This window comes from Pseudomonas sp. S31 (genome assembly GCF_016648105.1).
In the GTDB taxonomy this organism is placed as follows: domain Bacteria; phylum Pseudomonadota; class Gammaproteobacteria; order Pseudomonadales; family Pseudomonadaceae; genus Aquipseudomonas.
In genome coordinates this window covers 37,500-60,765 of record NZ_JACVVE010000027.1, presented here as the reverse complement: position 1 = coordinate 60,765, position 23,266 = coordinate 37,500, and the positions used below count along the sequence as shown (strand labels likewise).

Sequence of the window (23,266 nt, the reverse complement as noted above, 5' to 3'; positions counted from 1 at the left end):
CCCGGCATCACTGCCGGGGCTTTCTCATTTCAGATCAGCGCTCAGGACGGCACCACCACCGCCTGCCCGCTCATCGCCAAATCGACCAGCTCACGGTTGGCCACCGCGTACATCGCATAGTCGGTCCCGGTGGCATTGCGCAGGTCGTCGAGCATGGCGCGCCAGCGCTCGACCATCACCCGGTGCTGCTCGGCCCACAAGGCCACGCGAGCGTTGATGTCGTCCGGCGCATCGGCCATCTGCAGCACGGAAATGGTGATCGCCCGCTGCTGCAGGTCGATGTCGTCGCGGAATGCCTCGCGGGCCAGCGCCTGCCAGTTGTTCTCCACCGGCAGGTTGCTGATTTCCTGCAGGTACCAGGTCAGGTCCAGCGCGCTGCCCACGGCGAAGAACGCCTTGGCCACCTGCGCCGGCTCATGCCCGGTGACATCCGCCGCCTCGATGATCGGCAGCAACGTGTACAGGTGGCTGGTGCCAGCGACCATGCGCGCCAGCAGCTCCGGCACGCCAGCGGCGACGAAGCCCTGGTAGCGCACCATCCAGCGCTCGCGGGTCGGGCCTTCGAGCAGTTCGTCGAGCTTGAGCCCCAGCTGCGCGATCTTCGGCCCGAAGTGCGCCGCATCGCGCCCGGCATCCTGCTCGTTGCGCCGGCTGCGCAGGAACCAGCGGGTGGCGCGGCGGCCCAAGCGCATCAGCTCGTCCATCAAGGTCAGCTGGACATCGGCCGGCACCTGGTAGTCCAGCGCCTCGATCTGGCGGAACCAGTGCGGCAGGTGGAAAATGTCGCGCACGATCACGTAGGCCCCGGCGACATTGGCCGGGCTCATGCCGGTGGACTCCTTCAAGCGCTGCACGAAGGTGATGCCCATGTTGTTGACCAGGTCGTTGGCGATCTGAGTGCTGACGATCTCGCGCTTGAGGCGGTGACGGCGCATGGCCTCGGCGAACTTGCTGACCAGCGACGGCGGGAACGCGGTTTCCATGTCGCGGGTCAGGTAGTCGTCGTCCGGGACCTGCGACTTGAGCAGTTGCTCCTTGAGGTCGATCTTGCTGTAGGAAATCAACACAGACAGCTCGGCACGGGTCAGGCCTTGACCGGCGGCCAGGCGCTCGGCCAGCAACTCCTCCGAGGGCAGGAACTCGATGGCCCGGTCGAGCTTGCCACGCCCCTCGAGATCGGCCATCAGGCGCTTGTACTCGGCGATCCGCTCACGGGCGCGACGCGCGGCCAGCGACAGCGCCTGGGTCTGCTTGTAGTTGTTGCCCAGCACCAGGGTGGCCACTTCGTCGGTCATGCTGCCCAGCAGCTGGTTGCGCTGTTTCTCGGTCATGTCGCCGCCCTGCACCACTTCGTTGAGCAGGATCTTGATATTGACCTCGTGGTCGGAGCAGTCCACGCCCCCGGCGTTGTCGATGAAGTCGGTATTGGTGGCACCGCCGTGCAGGCCGAACTCGACGCGGCCGAGCTGGGTCATGCCCAGGTTGCCGCCCTCGCCCACCACCTTGCAGCGCAGTTCGTCGCCATCGACGCGCAAGGCGTCGTTGGCCTTGTCGCCGACGTCGGCATGGCTTTCGCTGCTGGCCTTGACGTAGGTGCCGATACCGCCGTTCCACAGCAGGTCGACCGGCGCCTTGAGCAGTGCATGCAACAGCTCGGTCGGGGTCAGGCGGTCGGCCTCGATGGCGAAGCGCTCTTTCATCTGCGCGCTGATGGCAATGCTCTTGGCGCTGCGCGGGAAGATCCCGCCGCCCTCGGACATGAGGCTGGTGTCGTAGTCGGTCCAGGCCGAACGCGGCAGGTCGAACAGGCGCTGGCGCTCGGCAAAGCTGGTGGCCGGGTCCGGGTTGGGGTCGATGAAGATGTGCAGGTGGTTGAAGGCCGCCACCAGTTGCAGCTTGTCGGACATCAACAGGCCGTTGCCGAACACATCGCCGGCCATGTCGCCGATGCCGATCACGGTGATCGGATCCTGCTGCACGTTGATGCCGCGTTCACGGAAGTGGCGCTGCACCCCGACCCAGGCACCACGGGCGGTGATGCCCATCTTCTTGTGGTCGTAGCCGGCAGAGCCCCCGGAAGCGAAGGCGTCCCCCAGCCAGAAGCCATAGTCGATGGCGATACCGTTGGCGATGTCGGAGAAGGTCGCGGTGCCCTTGTCGGCCGCCACCACCAGGTAGGGGTCGTCGTCATCGTGGCGCACCACGTTGGCCGGCGGGACCACCCCGCCGTCCTTGAGGTTGTCGGTGATGTCGAGCAGGCCGCTGATGAAGATGCGGTAGCAGGCCACGCCCTCGGCGGCGATCTCGTCGCGGCTGCCACCCAGCGGCAGGCGCCGAGGCAGGAAGCCGCCCTTGGCGCCCACCGGCACGATCACCGAGTTCTTCACCTGCTGGGCCTTGACCAGGCCGAGCACCTCGGTGCGGAAGTCTTCCTCGCGGTCCGACCAGCGCAGGCCGCCACGGGCGACGTTGCCAAAGCGCAGGTGCACGCCCTCGACCCGCGGCGAGTAGACGAAGATCTCGAACTTCGGCACCGGCTTGGGCAATTCGGGAATCAGCTTGGGGTTGAACTTGAAGCTGAAGTACGACTTGGCCTGGCCGTTGCCGTCGGGCTGGTAGAAGTTGGTGCGCAGGGTGGCCTTGATCAGGTCCAGGTAGCGGCGCAGGATGCGGTCCTCGTTGAGCACCTGGACGTCGTCCAGCGCGGTGAGGATCGCCTGCTCCAGGCGCTGCTGCTTGTCGTCCAGGTCGTCCTGACCAAGCTTGCGCGCCAGGTAGAAGCGGGTCTTGAACAACCGGGTCAGCTCGCGGGCGATATCGGTGTGGTTGTTCAGCGTGCTGGCGATGTAGCCCAGGTCGAAGCCCAGGCGGATCTGCTTGAGGTAGCGGGCGTAGGCGCGCAGCAGGGCCACGTCACGCCACGGCAGGCCGGCGGTCAGCACCAGGCGGTTGAAAGCATCGTTCTCGGCGTCGCCGTTGACGATGTGCACGAAAGCATCCTGCAGGGTGTCGTTGAGCTGCTGGATATCCAGGCTCAGGCCTTCGCTGTAGGTGAAGGCGAAGTCATGGATCCAGTACTCACGGCCACTGACGTGACGCAGGCGGTAGGGGAACTCGCCGAGCACGCGCAGGCCGAGGTTCTCCAGGATCGGCAGCACGTCGGACAGCGCCAGCGGCGTATCGGCGTGGTACAGCTTGCAGTGCAGCAGGCGCTCGCCCAGGCGTGTCAGCGGCTGGTAGAAGCTCATCACCAGCGGCTTGGTCTCCGACAAGGCCAGCACATGTTGCAGGTCGACCACCGCAGAGTGCGCCGGGAAGCGCTCGCGGTAGCCGGCCGGGAAGCCCTTGGGGAAGTCGCCGAGCACGTTGGTGCCCTGGGCTTCGCCGAGGTTCTCGATGACCAGCGCGGTGTAGTCGTCCTGCCACGAGCGGCAGGCCTGGACCACTTCCTTTTCCAGCTGCTGGGGGTCGATGTCGATGCGGTTCTTCGGGTCGACCCGCAGAATCAGCTGCACCCGTGCCAGCACCGACTCGGAGAAGAAGGTCCAGAACTCGCAGTCGCTGGCCTTCAGGCGCTCCATCAGCACCTGCTGGATCTTCTGGCGCACCTCGGTGGAGTAGATTTCCCGTGGCACGTAGGCCAGGCAGTAGCAGAAGCGCCCGTACGGGTCCTTGCGCAGGAACACGCGGATCTTGTTGCGCTCCTGGATCTGCACGATCGACATCACCGTGCTGAACAACTCGTCGATCGGCGTCTGGAACAGGTCGTCGCGCGGCAGCACCTCGAGCACCTGGGCCAGCTCCTTGCCCAGGTGCGCCTTGGCGTCGAAGCCCGAGCGGCGCTCGACCTCGGCGACCTTGACGCGGATGTAGGGAATGGAGCGCACGCTCTCGCCATACACCGAAGAGGTGTACAGGCCCATGAAACGGCATTCCTTGATGACCTTGCCGTCGGCGTCCAGCTGGCGAATGGACACGTAGTCCGGGTAGGCCGGGCGGTGCACGCGGCTAGGCAGCGCGGCCTTGGCGAACGACAGCAGCAGTGGCTCGTTGAGATAGGCCACGGCGTAGTCTTCGATGCGCAGCTCCTCGGCGGTCAGGCCCACGCGCAGGCGTCGCGGCAGGCCGAGGAACGACTGCGGGTCGTAGACCATCTGGCCGCCGGCGCTGTCGCCCTGGACCGTGAATTCCTCGTAGCCGAGGAAGGTGAAGTGGTTGTCCAGCAGCCATTCGAGGAACGCCTTGACCTCGCCCTTCTCGTGCTGCGCCGGGCCGTATGCGGTCTGCTCGACCTGTGCCACCACCTCGCGCAACTTGGCCTTCATCGGCTCGAAGTCGGCCACCGCCACCCGCACTTCGGCCAGTACCTGCTCGATCTCGCGGGCCAGCACCTGCAGCTCGGCGGCGTTGGCGCAACGGTCGATTTCCAGGAACATCAGCGATTCATGCTGCACGCCCTCGCCCTGGGTACCCTTGGGCAGCAGTTCGAGCAGTTCGCCCTTGGCGCCACGGCGCACGCTCAGCACGGTGGTCTGCAGGGTGTGGATGCTGTAGCCACGGCGGTTGAGCTCGGTACGCACCGAGTCGACCAGGAACGGCAAGTCGTGGTGCAGCACCTCGACCACGGTGTGCGTCGACTGCCAGCCATTGCGCTCGTAGTCGGGGTTGTACACCCGCACCTGCGGCTGCTCAGGGTCGAAGCGCTCGATGATGCGCCAGGCCGACAGGGTACAGCCGGCCAGGTCGGACAGGCGCCGCTGGGTGAGTTCGTCCAGAGAGATGATGCCGAAGAACTGCTCGGCGAACAGGGCCACTTGTGGCAGTGCCTGTTCGCCGATGTGCTGCGCCAGGGCCGCTTGCAGTTGATGCTGGAAGTCGGCTTTGCTGGCTGCGGTGAAAAACGCCATCTGTGGTACTCCGCTTGGGCTTTGTCGTAGTTGGAGCGTCGCATGCGTGCGCCGGCTACGGATCAACGATAGCCAACCCGTGGCAAGGCGAACGGTGAAAAACAGGGCGTTGAACGTGCGGGCACGTCCAGGGCTCGTCGAAGCTTAACGACTGAGTGGTCACCGCCGCTTGCGGTGCTGCGACAATTTCGGTCAAAGGGTGGAAACTTTACGTTTATGGATATGCCTGGGGCTGTCAGAATTCCCTTTCATTTCTTTCAGTCCGAGCCCTGCCATGCACATCAAGACCGCCCTGCTGTTCGCCACCCCTTGCGACGACGAGGAAGACAACATGGCGACCCTGTGCTGCCACAGCGACAAGGGTCAGATGTTCCTGCTGACGCGGTACCCGGACGAGGACACCGTCGACCTGACCCTGGACGACGAGCCGTCGACCCTGGATGGCCTGAAGGTCACGCTGAGCGCCCAGCGGTTGTTGATCGAGGTGGCTGCGGGTGATCGAGATGCGCTGAAAGGCGACGAATCGCTGGAGATCGTGCTGACATCTGCGGGCACCGACCTGGAAGAGGTGGCGTTGACGTTGCGTAATATCCTCGATGGGACCGGGACGTTCGTCAGCGAGCTTTGATGTAAGCAGGGCCGCGCAGACCTAAACCTAACATTTTGAAATCATTGACAACCCAACACCCGCCCAGGCATTGTCTGACAACCTGACCATTAGGCAACCGTTTCCATGCTAGAGCTGCAGCGCCCCGACACCCTGGTCGAACGGGTCGTCGGCGCCATTCGCGCCGAGATCGACTCCGGCCGCCTGGCCGCCGAGTCGCGCCTTCCCACCGAACAGCAACTGGCCGAACAGCTGAACGTCAGCCGCTCGGTGGTGCGCGAGGCGGTGGCGCAGCTCAAGGCAGACGGCGTGCTGATCGCCCGGCGCGGGCTCGGCTCCTATATTTCGCAGACGCCCAAGGGCACGGTGTTCCGTTTCCCCGGGAGCGTGGGCAGCAAGCCCGACCTGGTGCAGATGTTCGAGATGCGCCTGTGGATCGAGACCCAGGCCGCAGCCATCGCCGCGCGTCGCCGTGATGACGCCGACCTGGCCTGCATGGCCCAGGCCCTGCAGGCCATGCTCGACAAGCGCAGCGACTTCGCCAGTGCCTCGGCCGCCGACGTGGCCTTCCACCGGGCCATCGCTGCCGCCAGCAAGAACGACTACTTCGTGGCCTTTCATGACTTCATCGGTGGCCAGTTGGCCAGTGCCCGGCGCACGGCCTGGGAAAACTCCGCCGTCCATTCGCAGGGCGGTTCGGCCGACGCCAACCGCGAGCACCAGGCACTGTACCAGGCCATCGCCGACGGCGATCGCCTGGCTGCCGCCGCATGCGCCGAAGCACACCTGCGCGCCTCGGCCAAACGCCTGCACATCGACCTGCCTGCCCTCGACTGACCGGAGCCCTGGCCATGACGACCGGGCGCGGTCTTTTTAACGCATTAATTAGTCTGACAACCTGATAAGCAGATCCACTGACAAGCGCACCAAGGTACCCCAGCATGACCTACGACTATTGCATCATCGGCGGCGGCATCGTGGGCCTCGCCACGGCGATGGCCCTGCTCGAACAGCGCCCTGGCGCCTCCTTGCTGATTCTGGAAAAAGAGGCCAGCCTGGGCTTGCACCAGACTGGCCACAACAGTGGCGTGATCCACGCCGGCATCTACTATGCCCCGGGCAGCCTCAAGGCCGAGTTGTGCAAACGCGGCGCCCAGGCCACCAAGGACTTCTGCAGCGAGCACGGCATCGCCTTCGATGTCTGCGGCAAACTGCTGGTGGCCTCCAATGCGCTGGAACTGCAACGCATGGGCGCGTTGCACGAACGCTCGCGGCAGAACGGCCTGAAGGTCGACCGCCTCGACGCTGCCGAGCTCAAGCGTCGTGAACCGAACATCGCCGGCCTCGGCGCGCTGTTCGTCGACACCACCGGTATCGTCGACTACAAGCAGGTGTGCGATGCCATGGCCCGGGTGATCGAGAAAGCCGGCGGCGAAGTGCGCCTGTCCACCACCGTGCGCGCCATCAGCGAACGCGGCGAACATGTCGAGATTGCCGATCACCAGCAGACCTGGCGTGCCCGCCAGCTGGTCGCCTGCGCCGGCCTGCAGTCGGACCGCCTGGCGCGCCTGGCCGGGGTCAGGATCGACCACCAGATCATCCCCTTCCGTGGCGAGTATTACCGCCTGCCGGCGAGCAAGAACCAGATCGTCAATCATCTGATCTACCCGATCCCCGACCCGGAACTGCCGTTCCTCGGCGTGCACCTGACGCGGATGATCGACGGCAGTGTCACCGTCGGCCCCAATGCCGTGCTCGGTTTTGCCCGCGAGGGCTACCCCAGCCTGTCGGTGAACTGGCGCGACGTGGCCGAGTACGCGCGCTTCCCCGGTTTCTGGAAAACCATCTGGAACAACCTCGGCTCCGGCACCACCGAGATGAAGAACTCGCTGTTCAAGCGCGGTTACCTGGAGCAGTGCCGCAAGTACTGCCCGTCGCTGCAGGTCGAGGACCTGCTGCCCTATGAGGCCGGGATCCGCGCCCAGGCGGTGATGCGCGACGGCACCTTGGTGCACGACTTCCTGTTCGCCGAGACCCCGCGCATGGTGCATGTCTGCAATGCCCCTTCGCCGGCTGCCACTTCGGCCATCCCCATCGGCCAGATGATCGCCGAGAAGATCCTCAAGGCCCGCTGAACCTGCTGCACCCATCGATTACAAAGACAACAAGGAATACCCATGTCAGTACATGAGGCGGCCCCAGCCGCGCACGAGACCCCACAGCAACAACGCAAGCGCCTGCGCAAGGTGGCGGCGGCGACCATCTTCGGCTCGATGCTGGAGTGGTACGACTTCTACCTCTACGCGACCATGGCGGCGATCGTGTTCTCGAAGATCTTCTTCGATGCCAGCAACCCGGCAGTGGCCTCGCTGCTGGCCTTCTCGACCTTCGCCATCGGCTTCATCGCCCGCCCCTTCGGCGGCATCCTGTTCGGCTACCTGGGCGACCGCTTCGGCCGCAAGCACGTACTGGTGATCACCTTCTGCATGATGGGCGTGTGCACCGCCCTGATCGGGCTGATCCCAAGCTACGCCTCGATCGGCATGTGGGCGCCGATCCTGCTGGTGGTGATCCGCATCATCCAGGGCCTCGGCGCCGGTGCCGAACTGTCCGGCGCCGCCGTGACGTCGTACGAACACGCCAGCGAAGGCAAGCGCGGCAGCCAGGGGGCCTGGCCGGCGCTGGGCCTGAACCTGGGCCTGCTGCTGTCGTCGCTGACCGTGTACCTGCTGACCATGAATGGCAACGACTTCCTCCTGGCCGGAGGCTGGCGCATTCCATTCATAGCCAGTATCGCGCTGGTGGCGATCGGCCTGTGGGTGCGCAAGAGCATTCCCGAGACGCCGGACTTCAACAAACTCGACCAGCAGGATGACAAGCCGCAGGTATCGCCGCTCAAGCTGCTGTTGAGGAATGACCTCAAGGGCCTGGCCGTGGTGTTCTTCGTGGCCATCGGCTACAACGCCCTGAGCTATATCTTCAAGACCTTCTCGCTGGCCTACCTGACCCAGTTCAAGGGCGTCGAGGCGCATGTCACCTCGCTGTCGGTGACCATCGCCAGCCTGGTGGCGATCTTCGCCGTGCCGTTCTTCGGCTGGCTGTGCGACCGCTGGAGCAGCAAGACCGTGCTGATGCTCGGCGGCGTGCTGTCGGCGCTGTTCGCGTATCCGTTCCTGGAACTGCTGAGCACCGGTGAGCCGACCTTGATCTACGTCGCCATCGCCATTGGCACCGGGATTCTCGCACCGATGATGTTCGCCCCACAGGGCTCGTTCCTCAGCCGTCAGTTCCCGACCCAGACCCGCGCCTCGGGTTTCGGCACCGGGCGCGAGATCGGTACTGCGGTGGCCGGTGGCCTGGCCCCGCTGGGCGGCCTGGCGCTGGTGGCCGGGTCGGCGACCCATTCCACCGATGGCGTGGCGGTGATCCTGGCGATTTCCGGGGTGCTGGTGTTGGTGTTCGCGCTGTGTGACCAGGGGCGCAAGCACTCGACCTCGAAGAACTGACCTGCTGAGGCAGTGCCGGCCTCTTCGCGGGTAAACCCGCTCCTACAGGCTATCCACACCTGTACGAGCGGGTTTACCCGCGAAGAAGCCTCCGCCGCCCTCATCAGCCCAGCGGATTGTCATGCATCACCCTGCCCCCCTCGGCCGGCCGGTTCACATACAGGAAATCCAGCGCACTGCTGTCCAACCCGCGCAGGGCATTCCAGTTCGCCGAGGTATGCACGTACTTGCCACGCAGCAGCGCCTGCTCTTCAGCCGTAAGCCGCAACGGCGCAGCAGGCCCCAAGGCGAATTCATGCAGCTTGTCACTGATCACCTGCAACTCTCCCGGCAACTGCACCTGCTCTGCGTTCAACCCTGCGAACGGCACCCCGCCGCGCACGCCCAGTTCGCGCATGATGCTCAGGTACACCCGCGACAGGTGGCCCAGCACCTCACGTTCCCGATACGCCGTGGCATACACCTGCTTCTGCGCTCCGGCAGGCACCTCCCAGCTCAATACCTGCGGCGCCGGCTCGCCCAGCTCGGCAAGGACCGACTCGCGCAAGGCGTCGGCCTGCGCGTAGGCCGGGGTCCGGTGCACCGGGGTGTCCTGGCTCACACGGCTGGAATATGGCTTGCTCAACCGCACCTGCTCGCGCATCGACAGTTCGTAGCCCCCGCCGACATCGCCGTGCGCCCCAGGCACGACGATATCGTTGCCACTGCGCAGCAAGGGGAAGTTATGCCGCTGCTCGTCCTGGGCCACCAGCTGTACCACCTGCCGGGCGATACCCGCCGGCAGCCCCAGACGCAGGTCGGCATGCCGTGCATCGGCGGGATCGAAATCGCCGCGCAGCGGCGCGATGATCGCGGCGACGGTGTCGAACAGGCCGATGAAATTGATCGCACAGTGCCCAGGATCCAGGCGGTTGGCCAGATCCCTCGCCGCCGCTGCGCCACGACTGAAACCGAACAGGTCGACTTCGATGGGCACCGCCTTGCCCTGCCGGTCCAGCTGTTCGAGGGTCCATTCCAGCGCCTGCGACACCTGGGCCTCGACCCCCATCGTCCCCCTTCCCGTCGCCTGGGCATAAGCCGAGTCGGCTGCGCCGGTGCGGGTACCGACACCTTGCACATAGCGTTTGCAGTAGGCCCGGTCACCTACCAGCCCTTGTGGATACAGCGCATGCAGATGGGCGACGTTGGTGCGCGCGTTGCGATAACTCTCGCCGTCGCCAGCTCCGCCGGCCTGCAGGTTGTATTGGTTGTGGCCCGTGCCGTCGAAAAAAATGCCCACACGCAGCGCGTATGAGCCTAGCTGCTCGTTCATGGTTGCCTTCCAGCAGGATCAGGAGCAACCAGCAAGCCCGCAGTCGCGGGGCGGGCAAATCAGCGAATGCGCAAAGGCATACGGAAAAAATCGACGCGCCGTTGTGTATGGAAATGGTTCTTCTCGAGTTGTCGGGGAGGGTTCGCCGATAGGGATGGGGCGCCTATGAGATCGCGCGCCGCGCGGGCGGCGCGCGATCCACGCACCACTACAATCCTCAAGCCAAGCCCAAATCCAGCCCCCCACCAATCCCCGAAGAACCATAAAAATCCCGCCCCGCATTGGTCGGCGCCCCCCCGGATAGATTAAAGTATCACCCCCTGCCAGGCCGCCTGCCCAAAGCGCTCGCCCTGGCGCAAACCCAGGAACCGTCGCCGATGGAACACCGTGAAGCGCTGATCGCGCTGCGCACCTTTCTTTCCTCCCAGATCCTAGGTCAGGAGAAGCTGGTCGAACGCCTGCTGATCGTGCTGCTGGCCGACGGCCACATGCTGGTGGAGGGCGCGCCGGGCCTGGCCAAGACCAAGGCCATCAAGGAGCTCGCCGAAGGCATCGAAGCGCAGTTCCACCGTATCCAGTTCACCCCCGACCTGCTCCCGGCCGACATCACCGGCACCGAGATCTACCGCCCGGAAACCGGCAGCTTCGTGTTCCAGCAGGGGCCGATCTTCCACAACCTGGTGCTGGCCGACGAAATCAACCGCGCCCCGGCCAAGGTCCAGTCAGCCCTGCTCGAGGCCATGGCCGAACGCCAGGTCAGCGTCGGGCGCAGCACCTACGAGCTGTCGCCGCTGTTTCTGGTCATGGCCACGCAGAACCCGATCGAGCAGGAAGGCACCTACCCGCTGCCCGAAGCCCAGCTCGACCGGTTCCTCATGCATGTGAAGATCGGCTTCCCGGATGCCGCAGTCGAACGCCGCATCCTGCTCCAGGCCCGGGGCGAGGCCCTGGGTGGTGAGGTCAAGCCCGAGCGCCGGGTCAGCCAGCAGGCGATCTTCGCCGCGCGCAAGGAAATCCTCGGGCTGTACATGGCCGACGCGGTGGAGGAATACCTGGTGCAGCTGGTGATGGCCACGCGTACCCCGGCCAAGTTCGACGCCGAGCTGGCCGACTGGATCGCCTACGGCGCCAGCCCGCGCGGCTCGATCGCCCTGGACCGGTGCGCACGCGCCCATGCCTGGCTGGCCGGGCGCGACTTCGTCAGCCCCGAGGACATCCAGGCCGTGCTGTTCGACGTGCTGCGTCACCGCATCATCCTGTCGTTCGAAGCCGAGGCCGCGGGGATCGACCAGGACCGGGTGGTCCAGCGCATCCTCGACGTCGTCGCCGTTGCCTGAGCCCATGCCCACCACGCCGCAGGCCGAACCCGGCATCCGCATCGGCCTCGCCGAGCTGATCGACATGCGCCATCGCGTGCGGGAGATCCAGCTGTTTTCCCGGCCCGGCCAGCGCAGCCCGCTGGTGGGCCTGCACCACTCCAAGCTGCGCGGACGCGGGGTCGACTTCGACCAGGTGCGGGTGTATCAGGCCGGCGACGACGTGCGCAACATCGACTGGCGGGTCACCGCGCGCACCCAGGAGCCGCACACCAAGCTGTTCCATGAGGAACGCGAGCGGCCGATCTTCATCCTCGTCGAGCAGAGCCATCGGCTGTTCTTCGGCTCGGGGCTGATGTTCAAGTCGGTGCTCGCCGCCCAGGCCGCAGCGTTGTTCGGCTGGGCCGCGCTGGGCCACAACGACCGCATTGGCGGTTTGGTGTTCGGCGACCACGAACACCACGAGATCAAGCCGCGACGCAGCAAGCAGAGCCTGCTGCAACTGCTCAACCGCCTGGCCCGGGCCAACCAGGCGCTGCACACCGAAGCCGCGCCGCACACCGACAACCTCGGCCTGGCCCTGCGCCGGGCACGTGAGGTGCTGCGCCCCGGCAGCCTGGCCATCGTCATCTGCGACGAGCGCTCGCTGAGCGCACAGGCCGAACAGCACCTGGCCATGCTCTCGCGGCATTGCGACCTGCTGCTGATGCCGGTCAGCGACCCGCTCGACCATGCCCTGCCGGCAGCCGGCCTGCTGCGCTTCGCCCAGCGGGGCCGGCAGCTCGAACTCGACACCCTGGACGCCAGCCTGCGCCAGGCCTACCGCCAGCAGGCCGAGGCGCGGGGGGAACGCTGGGAACTGATGGCGCAGAAACTGCGTATCCTGCTGATGCCGCTGAGCACCCAGAGCGAAATGATCGAGCAACTGCGCGAGCACACCAACGCCCAGCGCCCCGGGAGCCAACCGTGAACCCGCTGGACCAGTTGCAACCGCTGATCGCCCCGCCGGCGATCGGCCTGTGGCCGCCAGCGCCCGGCTGGTGGCTGCTGCTGGCCCTGCTGCCGCTGCTTGGCTGGGGCCTGTGGCGCCTGCCTCACTGGCGCCCGGGCAAGCGCCGGGTGGTGCGCGCCGAACAACCCCTGGACCCGGTGCGCGTCGCCGCCCTGGCCGAACTCGCGCGCCTGCCGCGCCCGTATGACGGTGCGCCGGCCGGTGCCTGGCTGCAGCAGATCAACGCCCTGCTCAAGCGGCTGTGCCGCAACCACTACCCTGGGGCCAACAGCCACACCCTCAACGGCCGCCAGTGGCTGGCGTTTCTCGATAACCGCTGCCCTGCCGCCGGCCTGACCCGCTGGATGGTACTGGTCGAAGGCGCCTACAAGCCTGAATGCCGGCTCGACGACAAGGCCATCGCCGGGCTCGCCCAGGCGGTCGAAACCTGGATTCGCAAACATGTTTGAGCTCGCCTGGCCGTGGCTCCTGGTACTGCTGCCGCTGCCCTGGCTGGCACGCCTGCTGCTGCCGGCCGCCGACAGCGGCGAGCCGGTGCTCAAGGTCAGCTTCCTGCGCGAGCTCGAGGGCCTGGCCGGGCGCCGCGCGCGGCTGAACCTGCCGACCCTGCGCCAGCAGTTGCCGTTCATGATCATCTGGTTGCTGCTGTTGTTGGCCGCCGCGCGTCCGCAATGGCTGGGCGAGCCGGTACCGGTGGCCGCCAGTGGCCGCGACCTGCTGGTGGCGGTGGACGTGTCCGGCTCGATGGACTTCCCCGACATGCAGTGGCAGGGCGAAGACATCAGCCGCCTCGACCTGGTCAAGGCGCTGCTCGGCGACTTCCTGCAACACCGCGAAGGCGACCGGATCGGCCTGATCCTGTTCGGCAGCCAGGCCTACCTGCAGGCACCGCTGACCTTCGACCGGCGCACCGTGCACACCTTCCTCGACGAGGCGCAGATCGGCATCGCCGGCAAGAACACCGCCATCGGCGACGCCATCGGCCTGGCGGTCAAGCGCCTGCGCATGCGCCCGGCACAGAGCCGGGTGCTGGTACTGGTCACCGATGGCGCCAACAACGGCGGGCAGATCCACCCGCTGACCGCCGCGCGCCTGGCCGCCCAGGAGGGGGTGCGCATCTACACCATCGGCATCGGTGCCAACCCCGAGGCCAGCGGCACACCGGGCCTGCTGGGGCTGAACCCGAGCCTGGACCTGGACGAAGCCTCGCTCAGGGAAATCGCCGAGCTGACCCACGGTGCCTACTTCCGCGCCCACGATGGCGCCGAGCTGGACGCCATCGGCGACACCCTCGACCAACTTGAGCCCGTCGCCCAGCAACCGACCCAGACCCGCACCGCCAGCGAACTCTACGCCTGGCCACTGGCCCTGGCGCTGCTGCTCAGCGTGCTGCTGGTGGCGGCTACGCTGTGGCCGGACAACCTGCTGCAACGGGCACTGCGCAAGCCACGTTTCCTGCAACCCCACCCCGAATGGCGCCAGCGCCTCAAGCGCCTGCGCCTGAGGAGGCGGCGATGATCGAACTCTGGCCGCAATGGCTACGCCCGCTGTGGTTGCTGCTGGTGCCGCTGCTCGGCTGGCTGCTGTTCAAGCTGTGGCACCGGCGCAAGCGCGCCGGTCGCTGGCAGATGATCCTGCCCCCAGCTTTCCATCCAGTACTGCTCGGCGGAGGCAGCGGCAGCAACAGCAAGTTGCCGTGGGTGGCCCTGGGCCTGGCCTGGTTGCTGGTGGTGCTGGCCCTGCTCGGGCCGAGCTGGCAGCGCCTGGAGGAAACCCGGCAACGCCCGGCCGACCCACTGGTGATACTGCTCGAACTGACCCCGCAGATGCTCGCCGAGGACGCCACGCCCAACCGCCTGGAGCAGGCGCGACGCAAGATCCTCGACCTGCTCGAACACCGCCGCGACAGCCAGACCGCCTTGATCGTCTATGCCGGCTCCGCGCACACCCTGGTGCCGCTGTCCGACGACCTCGGCACCACGCGCAACCTGCTCGAAGCCATCGACCCGTCGATCATGCCGCAACCCGGCCAACGCGCCGACCTGGCCGTGCAAAAAGGCCTCGCCCTGCTGGCCCAGAGCGGCCTGGGCCAGGGCCGCCTGCTGCTGGTGGGCTCGGCACTTGACGCGGATGAGCGCCAGGGCATCGTCAAGGCCCTCGGTCGCCAGGGCCCGAGCCTGCTGATGCTGGGTATCGGCAGCCGCGAAGGCGCACCGGTGCGCCAAGCCAATGGCGAATACCTCAAGGACGACCAGGGCGGCATCCTCGTGCCACGCCTGGACAGCGCCGGGCTCAAGGCCTTCATCAGCGGCACCGGCGGGCGCTACCGCCACGCCCGCATCGACGACCTCGACCTGCGCGGCCTGGGCCTGTTCGACACGCCGCACAACCTGCGCAGCGACGGCCAGAACCTGCAGCTCGACCGCTGGGCCGACCAAGGCTACTGGCTCCTGCTGCCGTTGCTGTTGCTGGCGGCCTGCGCCGGGCGCCGCGGCTGGCTGTTCTGCCTGCCACTGCTGCTGGCCCTGCCGCAGCCGAGCCAGGCCATGGGCTTCGATGACCTGTGGCTGCGGCCCGACCAGCAGGGCCAACGCCTGCTCGAGCAACAGCGCCCGGCGGATGCGGCGCGGCATTTCACCAACCCCCTGTGGCGTGGCATGGCGCTGTACCAGGCCGGCGACTACGCCGGCGCCGCCCAGGCCTTCGCCCTGCACGACAGCGCTGCGGCACACTACAATCGAGGCAACGCCCTGGCCCGTAGCGGCGAACTGGAAGCCGCGCTGGATGCCTACGAGCAGGCCCTGGAACGTCAGCCCGACCTGCAACCGGCACTGGACAACCAGGCGCTGGTACAGCAACTTCTGCAGCAGCGCGAAGGCCAGGCCGAACAGCAACCGGCCAGCAGCGACGCCCAGGGCACACCGAGCAACGACACCGACGGCAACAGCAGCTCGGCCAGCAACCCGGCCCAGGGCACGCCCGGCAGCGACGAACAGGCCGCAGCCCAGCAATCCGGCGACAGTAACGGCAGCAGCCAGGCCGCCCCCGGCAGCAATCCCGGTGGCGACGACGACAGCATCACCCGGCCACCGCAGCGCCCGGAGTCCGCCAGCCTCGACGCCGAACAGCGCCAGGCCCTGGAACAATGGCTGCGGGAGATCCCCGACAACCCGGCGGAGCTGCTGCGGCGCAAATTCTGGTATGAACAGCAATTGCATCAGGAAAACCCACGATGAGTCGCTTCGGCGTCTTTCTCTTCAGCCTGCTGTGCAGCGTGATGGCCCAGGCCGCGCCGAGCCTGCAGGCCAGTGTCGACCGCGACCGCCTGGAAGCTGGCGAAACCTTCGAACTGACCCTCGAAAGCCAGGACGTGACCCAGTTCGGCAAACCCGACCTGCGCGCCCTGGAGGGCGACTTCGAGGTGCGCGCCACACGCCAGCTCAACAGCCTGCATACGCTCGACGGCGAAACCCGCGCCAGCACCCGCTGGATCATCACCCTCCTGCCCCGGCGCAGCGGTAGCCTGCGCATTCCTGAGTTGCAGCTGGGCCAGTCGCACAGCCAGGCCATCGACCTGCAGGTGCTGCAAGCCGACGCCAGCCGCCCGGACAGCGCCAAGCAGGTCTTCGTCGAAGCGACGGTGGACAGCCAGCAGGTCTACGTCCAGGCCCAGGTGGTGCTGACCCTGCGCATCTACCATTCGGTGTCGCTGTATGACGACAGTAGCCTCAGCCCACTGCAGTTGGAGAACGCCAAGGTCGAGCCGCTGGGTGAGTCGCGCACCTACGAAAAGGAAATCAACGGTGTGCGCCACGGGGTGATCGAGACCCGCTACGTGGTCTACCCGCAGCAGAGCGGTAGCCTCGAGATCCCTCCGCTGACCTTCACTGCCACCGCCGCCGACGGCGCATCACAAGCGGCCGGAGCCCGTGCCGGCCGCCAGGTGCAGGTCAGCTCGCTGCCATTGCGTATTGCCGTGCGTCCGATCCCCGCAGCCTGGCCGGCCGACACCCCCTGGCTGCCGGCGCGGGCCCTGAGCCTGGAAGAACACTGGAACCCAGACCCCGCCAGCCAGCCCACGCAGATCGGCGATTCGCTGACCCGCAGCATCACCCTGCGTGCCGAAGGCTTGTCCAGCACCCAGCTGCCCCCTCTGCCCGCCACCGAGATCAACGGCCTGCGCCGCTACCCCGACCAACCCCTGCTGCGCAACGACATCAACGAACGCGGCATGACCGCCAACCGCGAGGAACGCGAGGCGCTGGTACCTACCCACAGTGGCGAACTGGCCCTGCCGGCACTGGAAGTCACCTGGTGGAACACCCGCGAGGACCACCTGGAACACAGCAGCCTGCCGGCTCGTACCCTGAGCGTGCAGGACAACCCGGCGCTGAGCGCCGAGACGCCGGTGGGCGACAACAGCAGCGCCAGCACCCTGCTCTGGCCCTGGCAGCTGGCGACCCTGGTGTTCGCCCTGACCACGCTGCTGGGCTTCGCCCTGTGGTGGCGAGCCCGCTCGCAACCGGCGGTGCTGCGCGCGGCGCAGAACGGCCCGAGCCCGCGCACCCTGCTCGACGACCTCAAGCGCGCGTGCCTGGCTAACGACCCCCAGGCCACCCGCCAGGCCCTGGACGCCTGGGCCCGCCAGCAGCCGGAAACCCTGGCCGAGATGGCGGCGCGCTTCGTGCCGCTTTCCGATGCGCTGGATGGGCTGAACGGGGCACTGTACAGCGAGAGTGGCCAGTATTGGCAGGGGGAGGAGCTGTGGCGGGCGATCGGCGCCATTCCGCCGGCCGAGCAGGTGCTGCTGCCGACGGCGGAGAATGGCAGTTTGCCGCCGCTTTATCCGAAGTGAGTCTTGGCGCTTCGCGGTGTTCGACGCTAGAGGTGCACTGCCGCTGATATCGAGCGCCGCCCGCGCGGCGCTCGATCTCCGCCACACTGCAAACCCTGAACCAATCACCTGCGATTTCCGCCGCCGCCACACCGCCCAACCCTCCCCATCTGAGTTACCATACCCGCCCTCCCCGCTTGCCCCGAATCGACACCAACAGGTCATCCATGCGTCTGTTTCACACCTCCGACTGGCACCTGGGCCAAAGCCTGCACGGCCAGGAACGCGATTTCGAACACGCCTGCTTCCTCGACTGGCTGCTTGGCCAACTGCGCCTGCGCCAGCCCGATGCGCTGCTGATCGCTGGCGACATCTTCGACACGGTCAACCCGCCGGTCAAAGCCCAGGAGCGCCTCTACGACTTCATCGTCCAGGCCCACGAGCAACAGCCGAAGCTGGACATCGTGATGATCGCCGGCAACCACGATTCCGGCTCGCGCATCGAGCTGCCCGCCGCACTGATGCGTCGCCTGCGCACCCATGCCCTGGGCCGGGTGCACTGGCTCGACGAAGGCCAGCTGGACGCCGAGCGCCTGCTGATCCCGCTGAGCAACGCCCGCGGCAAGGTCGAGGCCTGGTGCCTGGCGCTGCCGTTCCTGCGCCCCGCAGAAGTCACCGGGCCGCAACTGGGTGACGACTACCTGCAAGGCATCACCCAGGTTCACCAGCAGCTGATCGCCGCCGCGCAACGAAAGCGCAAGAAGGGCCAGGCACTGATCGCCATCAGCCATGCGCACATGGCCGGCGGCTCGGTGTCCGAGGACTCCGAGCGCAGCCTGATCATCGGCAACGCCGAGGCCCTGCCGGCCAAGCTGTTCGACAAGGCCATCAGCTATGTCGCGCTCGGTCACCTGCACAAACCGCAGAAGGTCAACCGGGAAAACCGCATCCGCTACAGCGGCTCGCCGATTCCGCTGTCGTTCGCCGAGATCAACTACCCGCACCAAGTGCTGGAAGTCGAGCTCGACGGCGCCGAGCTGGTCAGTGTCGAACCGCGTCCGGTGCCGCGTGCCGTGGCCTTGCAGCGCATTGGCCCGGCGCCGTTGGGCGAACTGCTCGAACAGCTCGCCGAGCTGCCGGTGATCGACCTGCTCGAAGACCCCAACCGCCAGCCCTGGCTGGAGGTCCGCGTGCAACTGGACGAACCGCAGCCCGACCTGCGCCAGCAGGTCGAAACCGCCCTGCATGGCAAGGCCGTGCGCTTGATCCGCATCAGCGCTGAATACGCCGGGCATGGGCGCCAGGAGGACGACGACCAGGCCTTCGTCGAATTGGCCCAGATGACCCCGCAGGACCTGTTCAGCCGCGCCTGGGAACAGGCCTACGGCAACCCCGTCGACGAGCAGGTGCTGGCCGACTTCGCCCTGCTGCTGCAGGACGTGCAGCTGGAAGAGGAACAGCCATGAAGATTCTCGCCATCCGCCTGAAGAACCTGGCCTCCCTGGCGGGTCCGATCGACATCGACTTCACCGCCGAACCCCTGGCCAGCGCCGGCCTGTTCGCCATCACTGGGCCCACCGGGGCCGGCAAGAGCACCTTGCTCGACGCCCTGTGCCTGGCCCTGTTCGGCAACGTGCCGCGGCTCAACGACATCGGCCGCGAGGCCAAGGTGCCGGACGCCGACGGCGAGATCCCGACCTCCGACCCGCGCAACCTGCTGCGCCGAGGCACCGGCAGCGGCTTCGCCGAGGTCGACTTCGTCGGTATCGACGGGCGCCGCTACCGCGCCCGCTGGGAAGCCAACCGCGCCCGCGACAAGGCCAACGGCAAGTTGCAGCACAGCCGCCAGAGCTTCTACGACCTGGACAGCGAGCAGGTGCTGGGCAGCGGCAAGAACGAGTACAAGCAGCTGGTCGAGGCCCGCCTGGGGCTGAATTTCGAGCAGTTCACCCGTGCGGTGATGCTGGCCCAGAGCGAGTTCGGCGCGTTCCTCAAGGCCGACGACAAGGAACGCAGCGAACTGCTGGAAAAGCTCACCAACACTGCCATCTACACTCGCCTCGGCCAGCGCGCCTTCAGCAAGGCCCGCGAAACCGGCGAAACCCACAACGCCCTCAAGGAGCGCGCCAGCCACCTGCTGCCCATGGCCGAGCAAGCGCGCGCCGAGCTGGACCAGCGCCTGGAGCAGGCCCAGCAGCAGTTCAAGGCCGAGCAGGCCGGCGAGCGCCAGCTGGAACAGCAACTGAGCTGGCTCAACCTGCAACACCAGCTGCAGGCCCAGCACGCCGAGGCTGCCACGGCGTTGCAAAGCGCCGAACAGCAATGGCAAGACCTCGCCGAGCAGCGTCTCGACCTGCAGCGCTTGGAACGCCTGGCGCCACAGCGCCATCAGTTCCATCGCGAGCAGGTCCTGGCCGCCCAACTGACGTCCCTGGCCGCGCGGATCGACGAGCAGCAGCGTCAGCAGGACGAGCTGCACCGCCAGACCACCACCCACGAGCAGACCTTGGAAAGTGCCCGCCAGGCCCTGGCCCACTGCCAGGCCGAGCATGGCGAGAACGCCCCACGCCTGCGCCAGGCGTTCGCCGGCCAGAACGACCTGGCCCGCCTGGACCAGGAACTGACCGCCCAACGCAGCAGCGCCCAGAACGCCGAACAGCAGGTCGCCGAAGGCCAGCAGCAGCTCCAGCAGCTGGAAGAAAACCAGCAACGCAGCCAGCAGCAGATGGCGCAGATCGACGCCGCCCTGGAAGGCAGCCAGCACCTGGCGACGCTGGCCAGCGCCTGGCAGGCCTACCTGCCGCAACTCAAGCAGGTGATGCTGATCGGCGGCCGCCTGGCCAAGGGCCGTGAAGAGCTGCCCGGCCTGCAAGCCCAGGCCAGCCAAGCCAACGCCCAGTTGCAAAGCCAGCGCGATGCCTTCGAATTGCTGTTCCGCGAAGCCAAGGCCGAGCCCCAGGCCCTGGCCGAACAGATCGACCTGCTCGGCGGCATGCTCCAGGACAACCGCAAGCAGCAGCGCGCGGTCGAGGAACTGTCGCGCCTGCATGACCGCGAGATGGAATTGCGCCAGCAGCTCGGCACCCTGCAAGAGCGCCAACAGCAGGCCATGCAGCAACGCCAGCAACTGATCGGCGAAGGCACCGCGGCCAAGGCCGAGCTGGAAGCCGCCGAACAGGCCCTCAACCTGACCCGCCAGTTGCTCGAACGCCAGCGCCTGGCGCGCAACACCAGCGTCGAGGAACTGCGCGGCCAGTTGCGCGACGGCGAACCATGCCCGGTGTGCGGCAGTGCCGAACACCCGTTCCATCAACCCGAGGCCCTGTTGCAGAGCCTCGGCCGCCATGACCAGGCCGAAGAAGCCGCAGCCCAGCAGCAGGTCGAGACCCTCAACGGCAAGCTGGTCGAACTGCGCACCCAGCTGGGCGTGGTCAACGCCCAGCTCAAGGACAACCAGCAGCAACAGCAGCAGTTGGGCGAGCAGTTGCAGGCCCAGGTCGCGCAGGTGCAGGCTCACAGCCTCTGGCCCGCGCTCGCGCCACAGGATGACCAGGCCCGCAGCCGCTGGCTGGCGGGCCAGTTGCAGCGCCTGGAGGAACAGATCGGCCAGGACGAGAAACGCCAGGCCACTCTGCTCGCCTTGCAAAAGGATGCCGCGCGCCTCAACCAGCAGTTGCAGGCTGCCGAACAGGCGCAGCAGCAGGCCCAGCGCCACCTGGACCAGCAGCACCAGGCCCTGGCCAGCGACGAGCAACAACTGCAGCAAGGCCTCGGCGACCTCGCCAGCGTGCTGCCGGACGACGTGCTCAAAGCCCTCGGCGACGACCCGGCCAATGCCTTCCTCGCCCTCGACCAACAGATCGCCCAGCGCCTGCAGCAAGTGGAGCAGCGCCAGGACGAACAGCAAGAGCAGCAGGCGCGCCAGGCCCAGCTGGACAAACTGCACGACCAGCAGCAGGCACGCCTGCAACAGCTCCAGCACGCCCAGGAAAAACTCGCCGCCCTCGACCAGCAATGCCAACAGGCCCACGCCGCGCTCGCCGAGCTACTCGGCGAACACGCCAGCGCCGAAGCCTGGCAACGGCACATGGACGCCGCCCTGGAACAGGCCCGCGCGCTCGACGCCGACACCACCCAGCGCCTGCAGGACCTACGCACCCAGGGCGTGCAGTTGGCCAGCGAGCTCAAGGCCGAGCAGCAACGGCAACAGGCGCTGGAACAGGAGCGCCAGCAGTTGCAGGGGGCAATCGCCCAGTGGCGCGCCGAACACCCGGAGCTGGACGATGCCGGGCTCGATCGGCTGCTGGCCATGGATGACGGGCAGTTGAACGCACTGCGCCAGCAGTCGCAGGTGGCCGAGAAAGCCATCGAGCAAGGCCGCGTGCTCCTGCAGGAGCGCGACCAGCGCTTGCAGCAACACACCGGGCAGATGGCCGTGCAGGCCACCCGCGAAGAACTGGAACAAGCCTTGGGCGAACTGCGCGAACGCCTGGCCAGCCATGAACAGCAATGCGCCGAACTGCGCGCCCAGCAAGCCGACGACCAACGCCGGCAGCAGGCGCACCAGGCCCTGGCTGGAGAAATCGACCAGGCCTACCAGCAGTGGCAGCGCTGGGCACGCCTGAACGCGCTGATCGGCTCGGCCTCCGGCGATGTGTTCCGCAAGATCGCCCAGGGCTACAACCTCGACCTGCTGCTGCACCACGCCAATACCCAATTGCGCCAGCTGGCCCGCCGCTACCGCCTCAAGCGGGGTGGCAGCGCCCTTGGCCTGCTGGTGCTGGATACCGAGATGGGCGATGAGCTGCGCTCGGTGCACTCGCTGTCCGGCGGCGAAACCTTCCTGGTCTCGCTGGCCCTGGCCCTGGGCCTGGCCTCGATGGCCTCGAGCACGTTGCGCATCGAGTCGTTGTTCATCGACGAAGGCTTCGGCAGCCTCGACCCCGAGTCGCTGCAACTGGCCATGGATGCCCTCGACGGCCTGCAGGCGCAGGGCCGCAAGGTCGCGGTGATCTCCCACGTGCAGGAGATGCACGAGCGCATTCCGGTGCAGATCCAGGTCCGTCGCCAGGGCAATGGTCTGAGCGATGTCGAGGTGTGTGGGTGATTCTCTACTCGTTCCGCCGCTGCCCCTGGGCCATGCGCGCGCCTGGCGCTGCGCTACGCAGGGTGCGAGGTGGAAATCCGCGAGGTGGCGATGAAGCACAAGCCGGCAGAGCTGCTGGCACTGTCGCCCAAGGGCACGGTGCCGGTGCTCGATACGGGTGACGGGATGCTGGAAGAGAGCCTGGATATCATGCGCTGGGCGCTTGAACGCAATGACCCGCAGGACTGGCGCCTGCTGGCCGACCCTGCAGCCGCGCAACAGGCCGAGGCGCTGATCGCCCGAAACGACAGTGAATTCAAGGCACAGGTGAACCTGTACAAGTATGCCGAGCGTTATCCCGAGCATTCACGGGCGTATTACCGCGAGCAGGCCGAACCTTGGTTGGACGAGCTGGAAGGCTTGCTCGAAGGCCGGCCGTACCTGCTGGCCGAGCACCCGAGCCTGGCTGACGCCGCCTTGTTGCCCCTGATGCGCCAGTTTGCCGGGGTCGAACCGCTGTGGTTCGCCGAGGCGGCGTATCCGCGGTTGCGGGGCTGGCTGGAGGGGTGGCTGGGGTCGGAGTTGTTCAAGGCGGTGATGGCGCGCTAAACACCTTTCTCAGGCATGTCTCTACCCCTGTAGGAGCGGGTTTACCCGCGAACACCGGCGAAGCCGGTGCCATCCAC

General features: G+C 66.9%; 14 protein-coding genes and 1 pseudogene. 13 read left to right on the top strand and 2 right to left on the bottom strand.

What is annotated here, in order from left to right; translation table 11 throughout:
• Positions 1-41: 41 nt before the first annotated feature.
• Positions 42-4,907, bottom strand: a complete 4,866-nt coding sequence (locus IAE37_RS19360; protein WP_201176098.1) for an NAD-glutamate dehydrogenase — start codon at positions 4,905-4,907, stop codon at positions 42-44.
• A 274-nt stretch (positions 4,908-5,181) separates the two neighbouring features.
• On the opposite strand from IAE37_RS19360, the gene IAE37_RS19355 reads away from it, so the two are divergent.
• The 4 genes from IAE37_RS19355 (at position 5,182) to IAE37_RS19340 (ending at position 9,020) form a co-directional block, all read left to right on the top strand.
• Complete coding sequence (locus tag IAE37_RS19355; RefSeq protein ID WP_201176097.1) at positions 5,182-5,535, top strand: hypothetical protein; 354 nt, start codon at positions 5,182-5,184, stop codon at positions 5,533-5,535.
• A 105-nt stretch (positions 5,536-5,640) separates the two neighbouring features.
• Entirely contained in the window at positions 5,641-6,351 is a 711-nt protein-coding gene (locus IAE37_RS19350) for a FadR/GntR family transcriptional regulator (RefSeq protein WP_201176096.1), read from the top strand.
• A 104-nt stretch (positions 6,352-6,455) separates the two neighbouring features.
• Entirely contained in the window at positions 6,456-7,649 is a 1,194-nt protein-coding gene (gene lhgO / locus IAE37_RS19345; protein WP_201176094.1) for an L-2-hydroxyglutarate oxidase, read from the top strand.
• Positions 7,650-7,691: 42 nt separating this feature from the next.
• Positions 7,692-9,020: an MFS transporter gene (locus tag IAE37_RS19340; protein ID WP_201176093.1), complete on the top strand. Its 1,329-nt coding sequence runs from the start codon at positions 7,692-7,694 to the stop codon at positions 9,018-9,020.
• 103 nt (positions 9,021-9,123) lie between these two features.
• Here the strand turns inward: IAE37_RS19340 and IAE37_RS19335 are convergent, their stop codons facing one another.
• Entirely contained in the window at positions 9,124-10,332 is a 1,209-nt protein-coding gene (locus IAE37_RS19335) for a phospholipase effector Tle1 domain-containing protein (RefSeq protein ID WP_201176091.1), read from the bottom strand.
• Between the two features lie 377 nt (positions 10,333-10,709).
• Between IAE37_RS19335 and IAE37_RS19330 the strand changes: the two genes are divergently transcribed.
• The 9 genes and pseudogenes from IAE37_RS19330 to IAE37_RS19290 all read left to right on the top strand — a co-directional run bounded on the left by IAE37_RS19330 (position 10,710) and on the right by IAE37_RS19290 (position 23,189).
• A complete protein-coding gene (locus IAE37_RS19330; protein ID WP_136913637.1) occupies positions 10,710-11,669 on the top strand; it encodes an AAA family ATPase in 960 nt (319 codons plus the stop codon).
• 4 nt (positions 11,670-11,673) lie between these two features.
• The gene (locus IAE37_RS19325; RefSeq protein WP_201176089.1) at positions 11,674-12,618 is read left to right on the top strand and encodes a DUF58 domain-containing protein; all 945 of its coding nucleotides are present in this window, start codon (positions 11,674-11,676) and stop codon (positions 12,616-12,618) included.
• Complete coding sequence (locus IAE37_RS19320) at positions 12,615-13,109, top strand: DUF4381 domain-containing protein (protein ID WP_201176087.1); 495 nt, start codon at positions 12,615-12,617, stop codon at positions 13,107-13,109. Before IAE37_RS19325 ends, IAE37_RS19320 begins: the two co-directional genes overlap by 4 nt.
• Complete coding sequence (locus IAE37_RS19315; protein WP_201176085.1) at positions 13,102-14,178, top strand: vWA domain-containing protein; 1,077 nt, start codon at positions 13,102-13,104, stop codon at positions 14,176-14,178. Before IAE37_RS19320 ends, IAE37_RS19315 begins: the two co-directional genes overlap by 8 nt.
• The gene (locus IAE37_RS19310; RefSeq protein ID WP_201176084.1) at positions 14,175-15,896 is read left to right on the top strand and encodes a tetratricopeptide repeat protein; all 1,722 of its coding nucleotides are present in this window, start codon (positions 14,175-14,177) and stop codon (positions 15,894-15,896) included. Before IAE37_RS19315 ends, IAE37_RS19310 begins: the two co-directional genes overlap by 4 nt.
• On the top strand, positions 15,893-17,515 hold the full coding sequence (locus IAE37_RS19305) for a BatD family protein (RefSeq protein WP_201176083.1): 1,623 nt from the start codon (positions 15,893-15,895) through the stop codon (positions 17,513-17,515). The genes IAE37_RS19310 and IAE37_RS19305 overlap by 4 nt, the downstream gene beginning before the upstream one ends.
• A gap of 206 nt (positions 17,516-17,721) precedes the next feature.
• Positions 17,722-18,960: an exonuclease SbcCD subunit D C-terminal domain-containing protein gene (locus IAE37_RS19300; RefSeq protein WP_201176080.1), complete on the top strand. Its 1,239-nt coding sequence runs from the start codon at positions 17,722-17,724 to the stop codon at positions 18,958-18,960.
• Entirely contained in the window at positions 18,957-22,601 is a 3,645-nt protein-coding gene (locus tag IAE37_RS19295; RefSeq protein ID WP_201176078.1) for an AAA family ATPase, read from the top strand. Before IAE37_RS19300 ends, IAE37_RS19295 begins: the two co-directional genes overlap by 4 nt.
• Positions 22,598-23,189: pseudogene (locus tag IAE37_RS19290) on the top strand (glutathione S-transferase). Before IAE37_RS19295 ends, IAE37_RS19290 begins: the two are co-directional and overlap by 4 nt.
• The last annotated feature ends 77 nt before the right edge of the window (positions 23,190-23,266 follow it).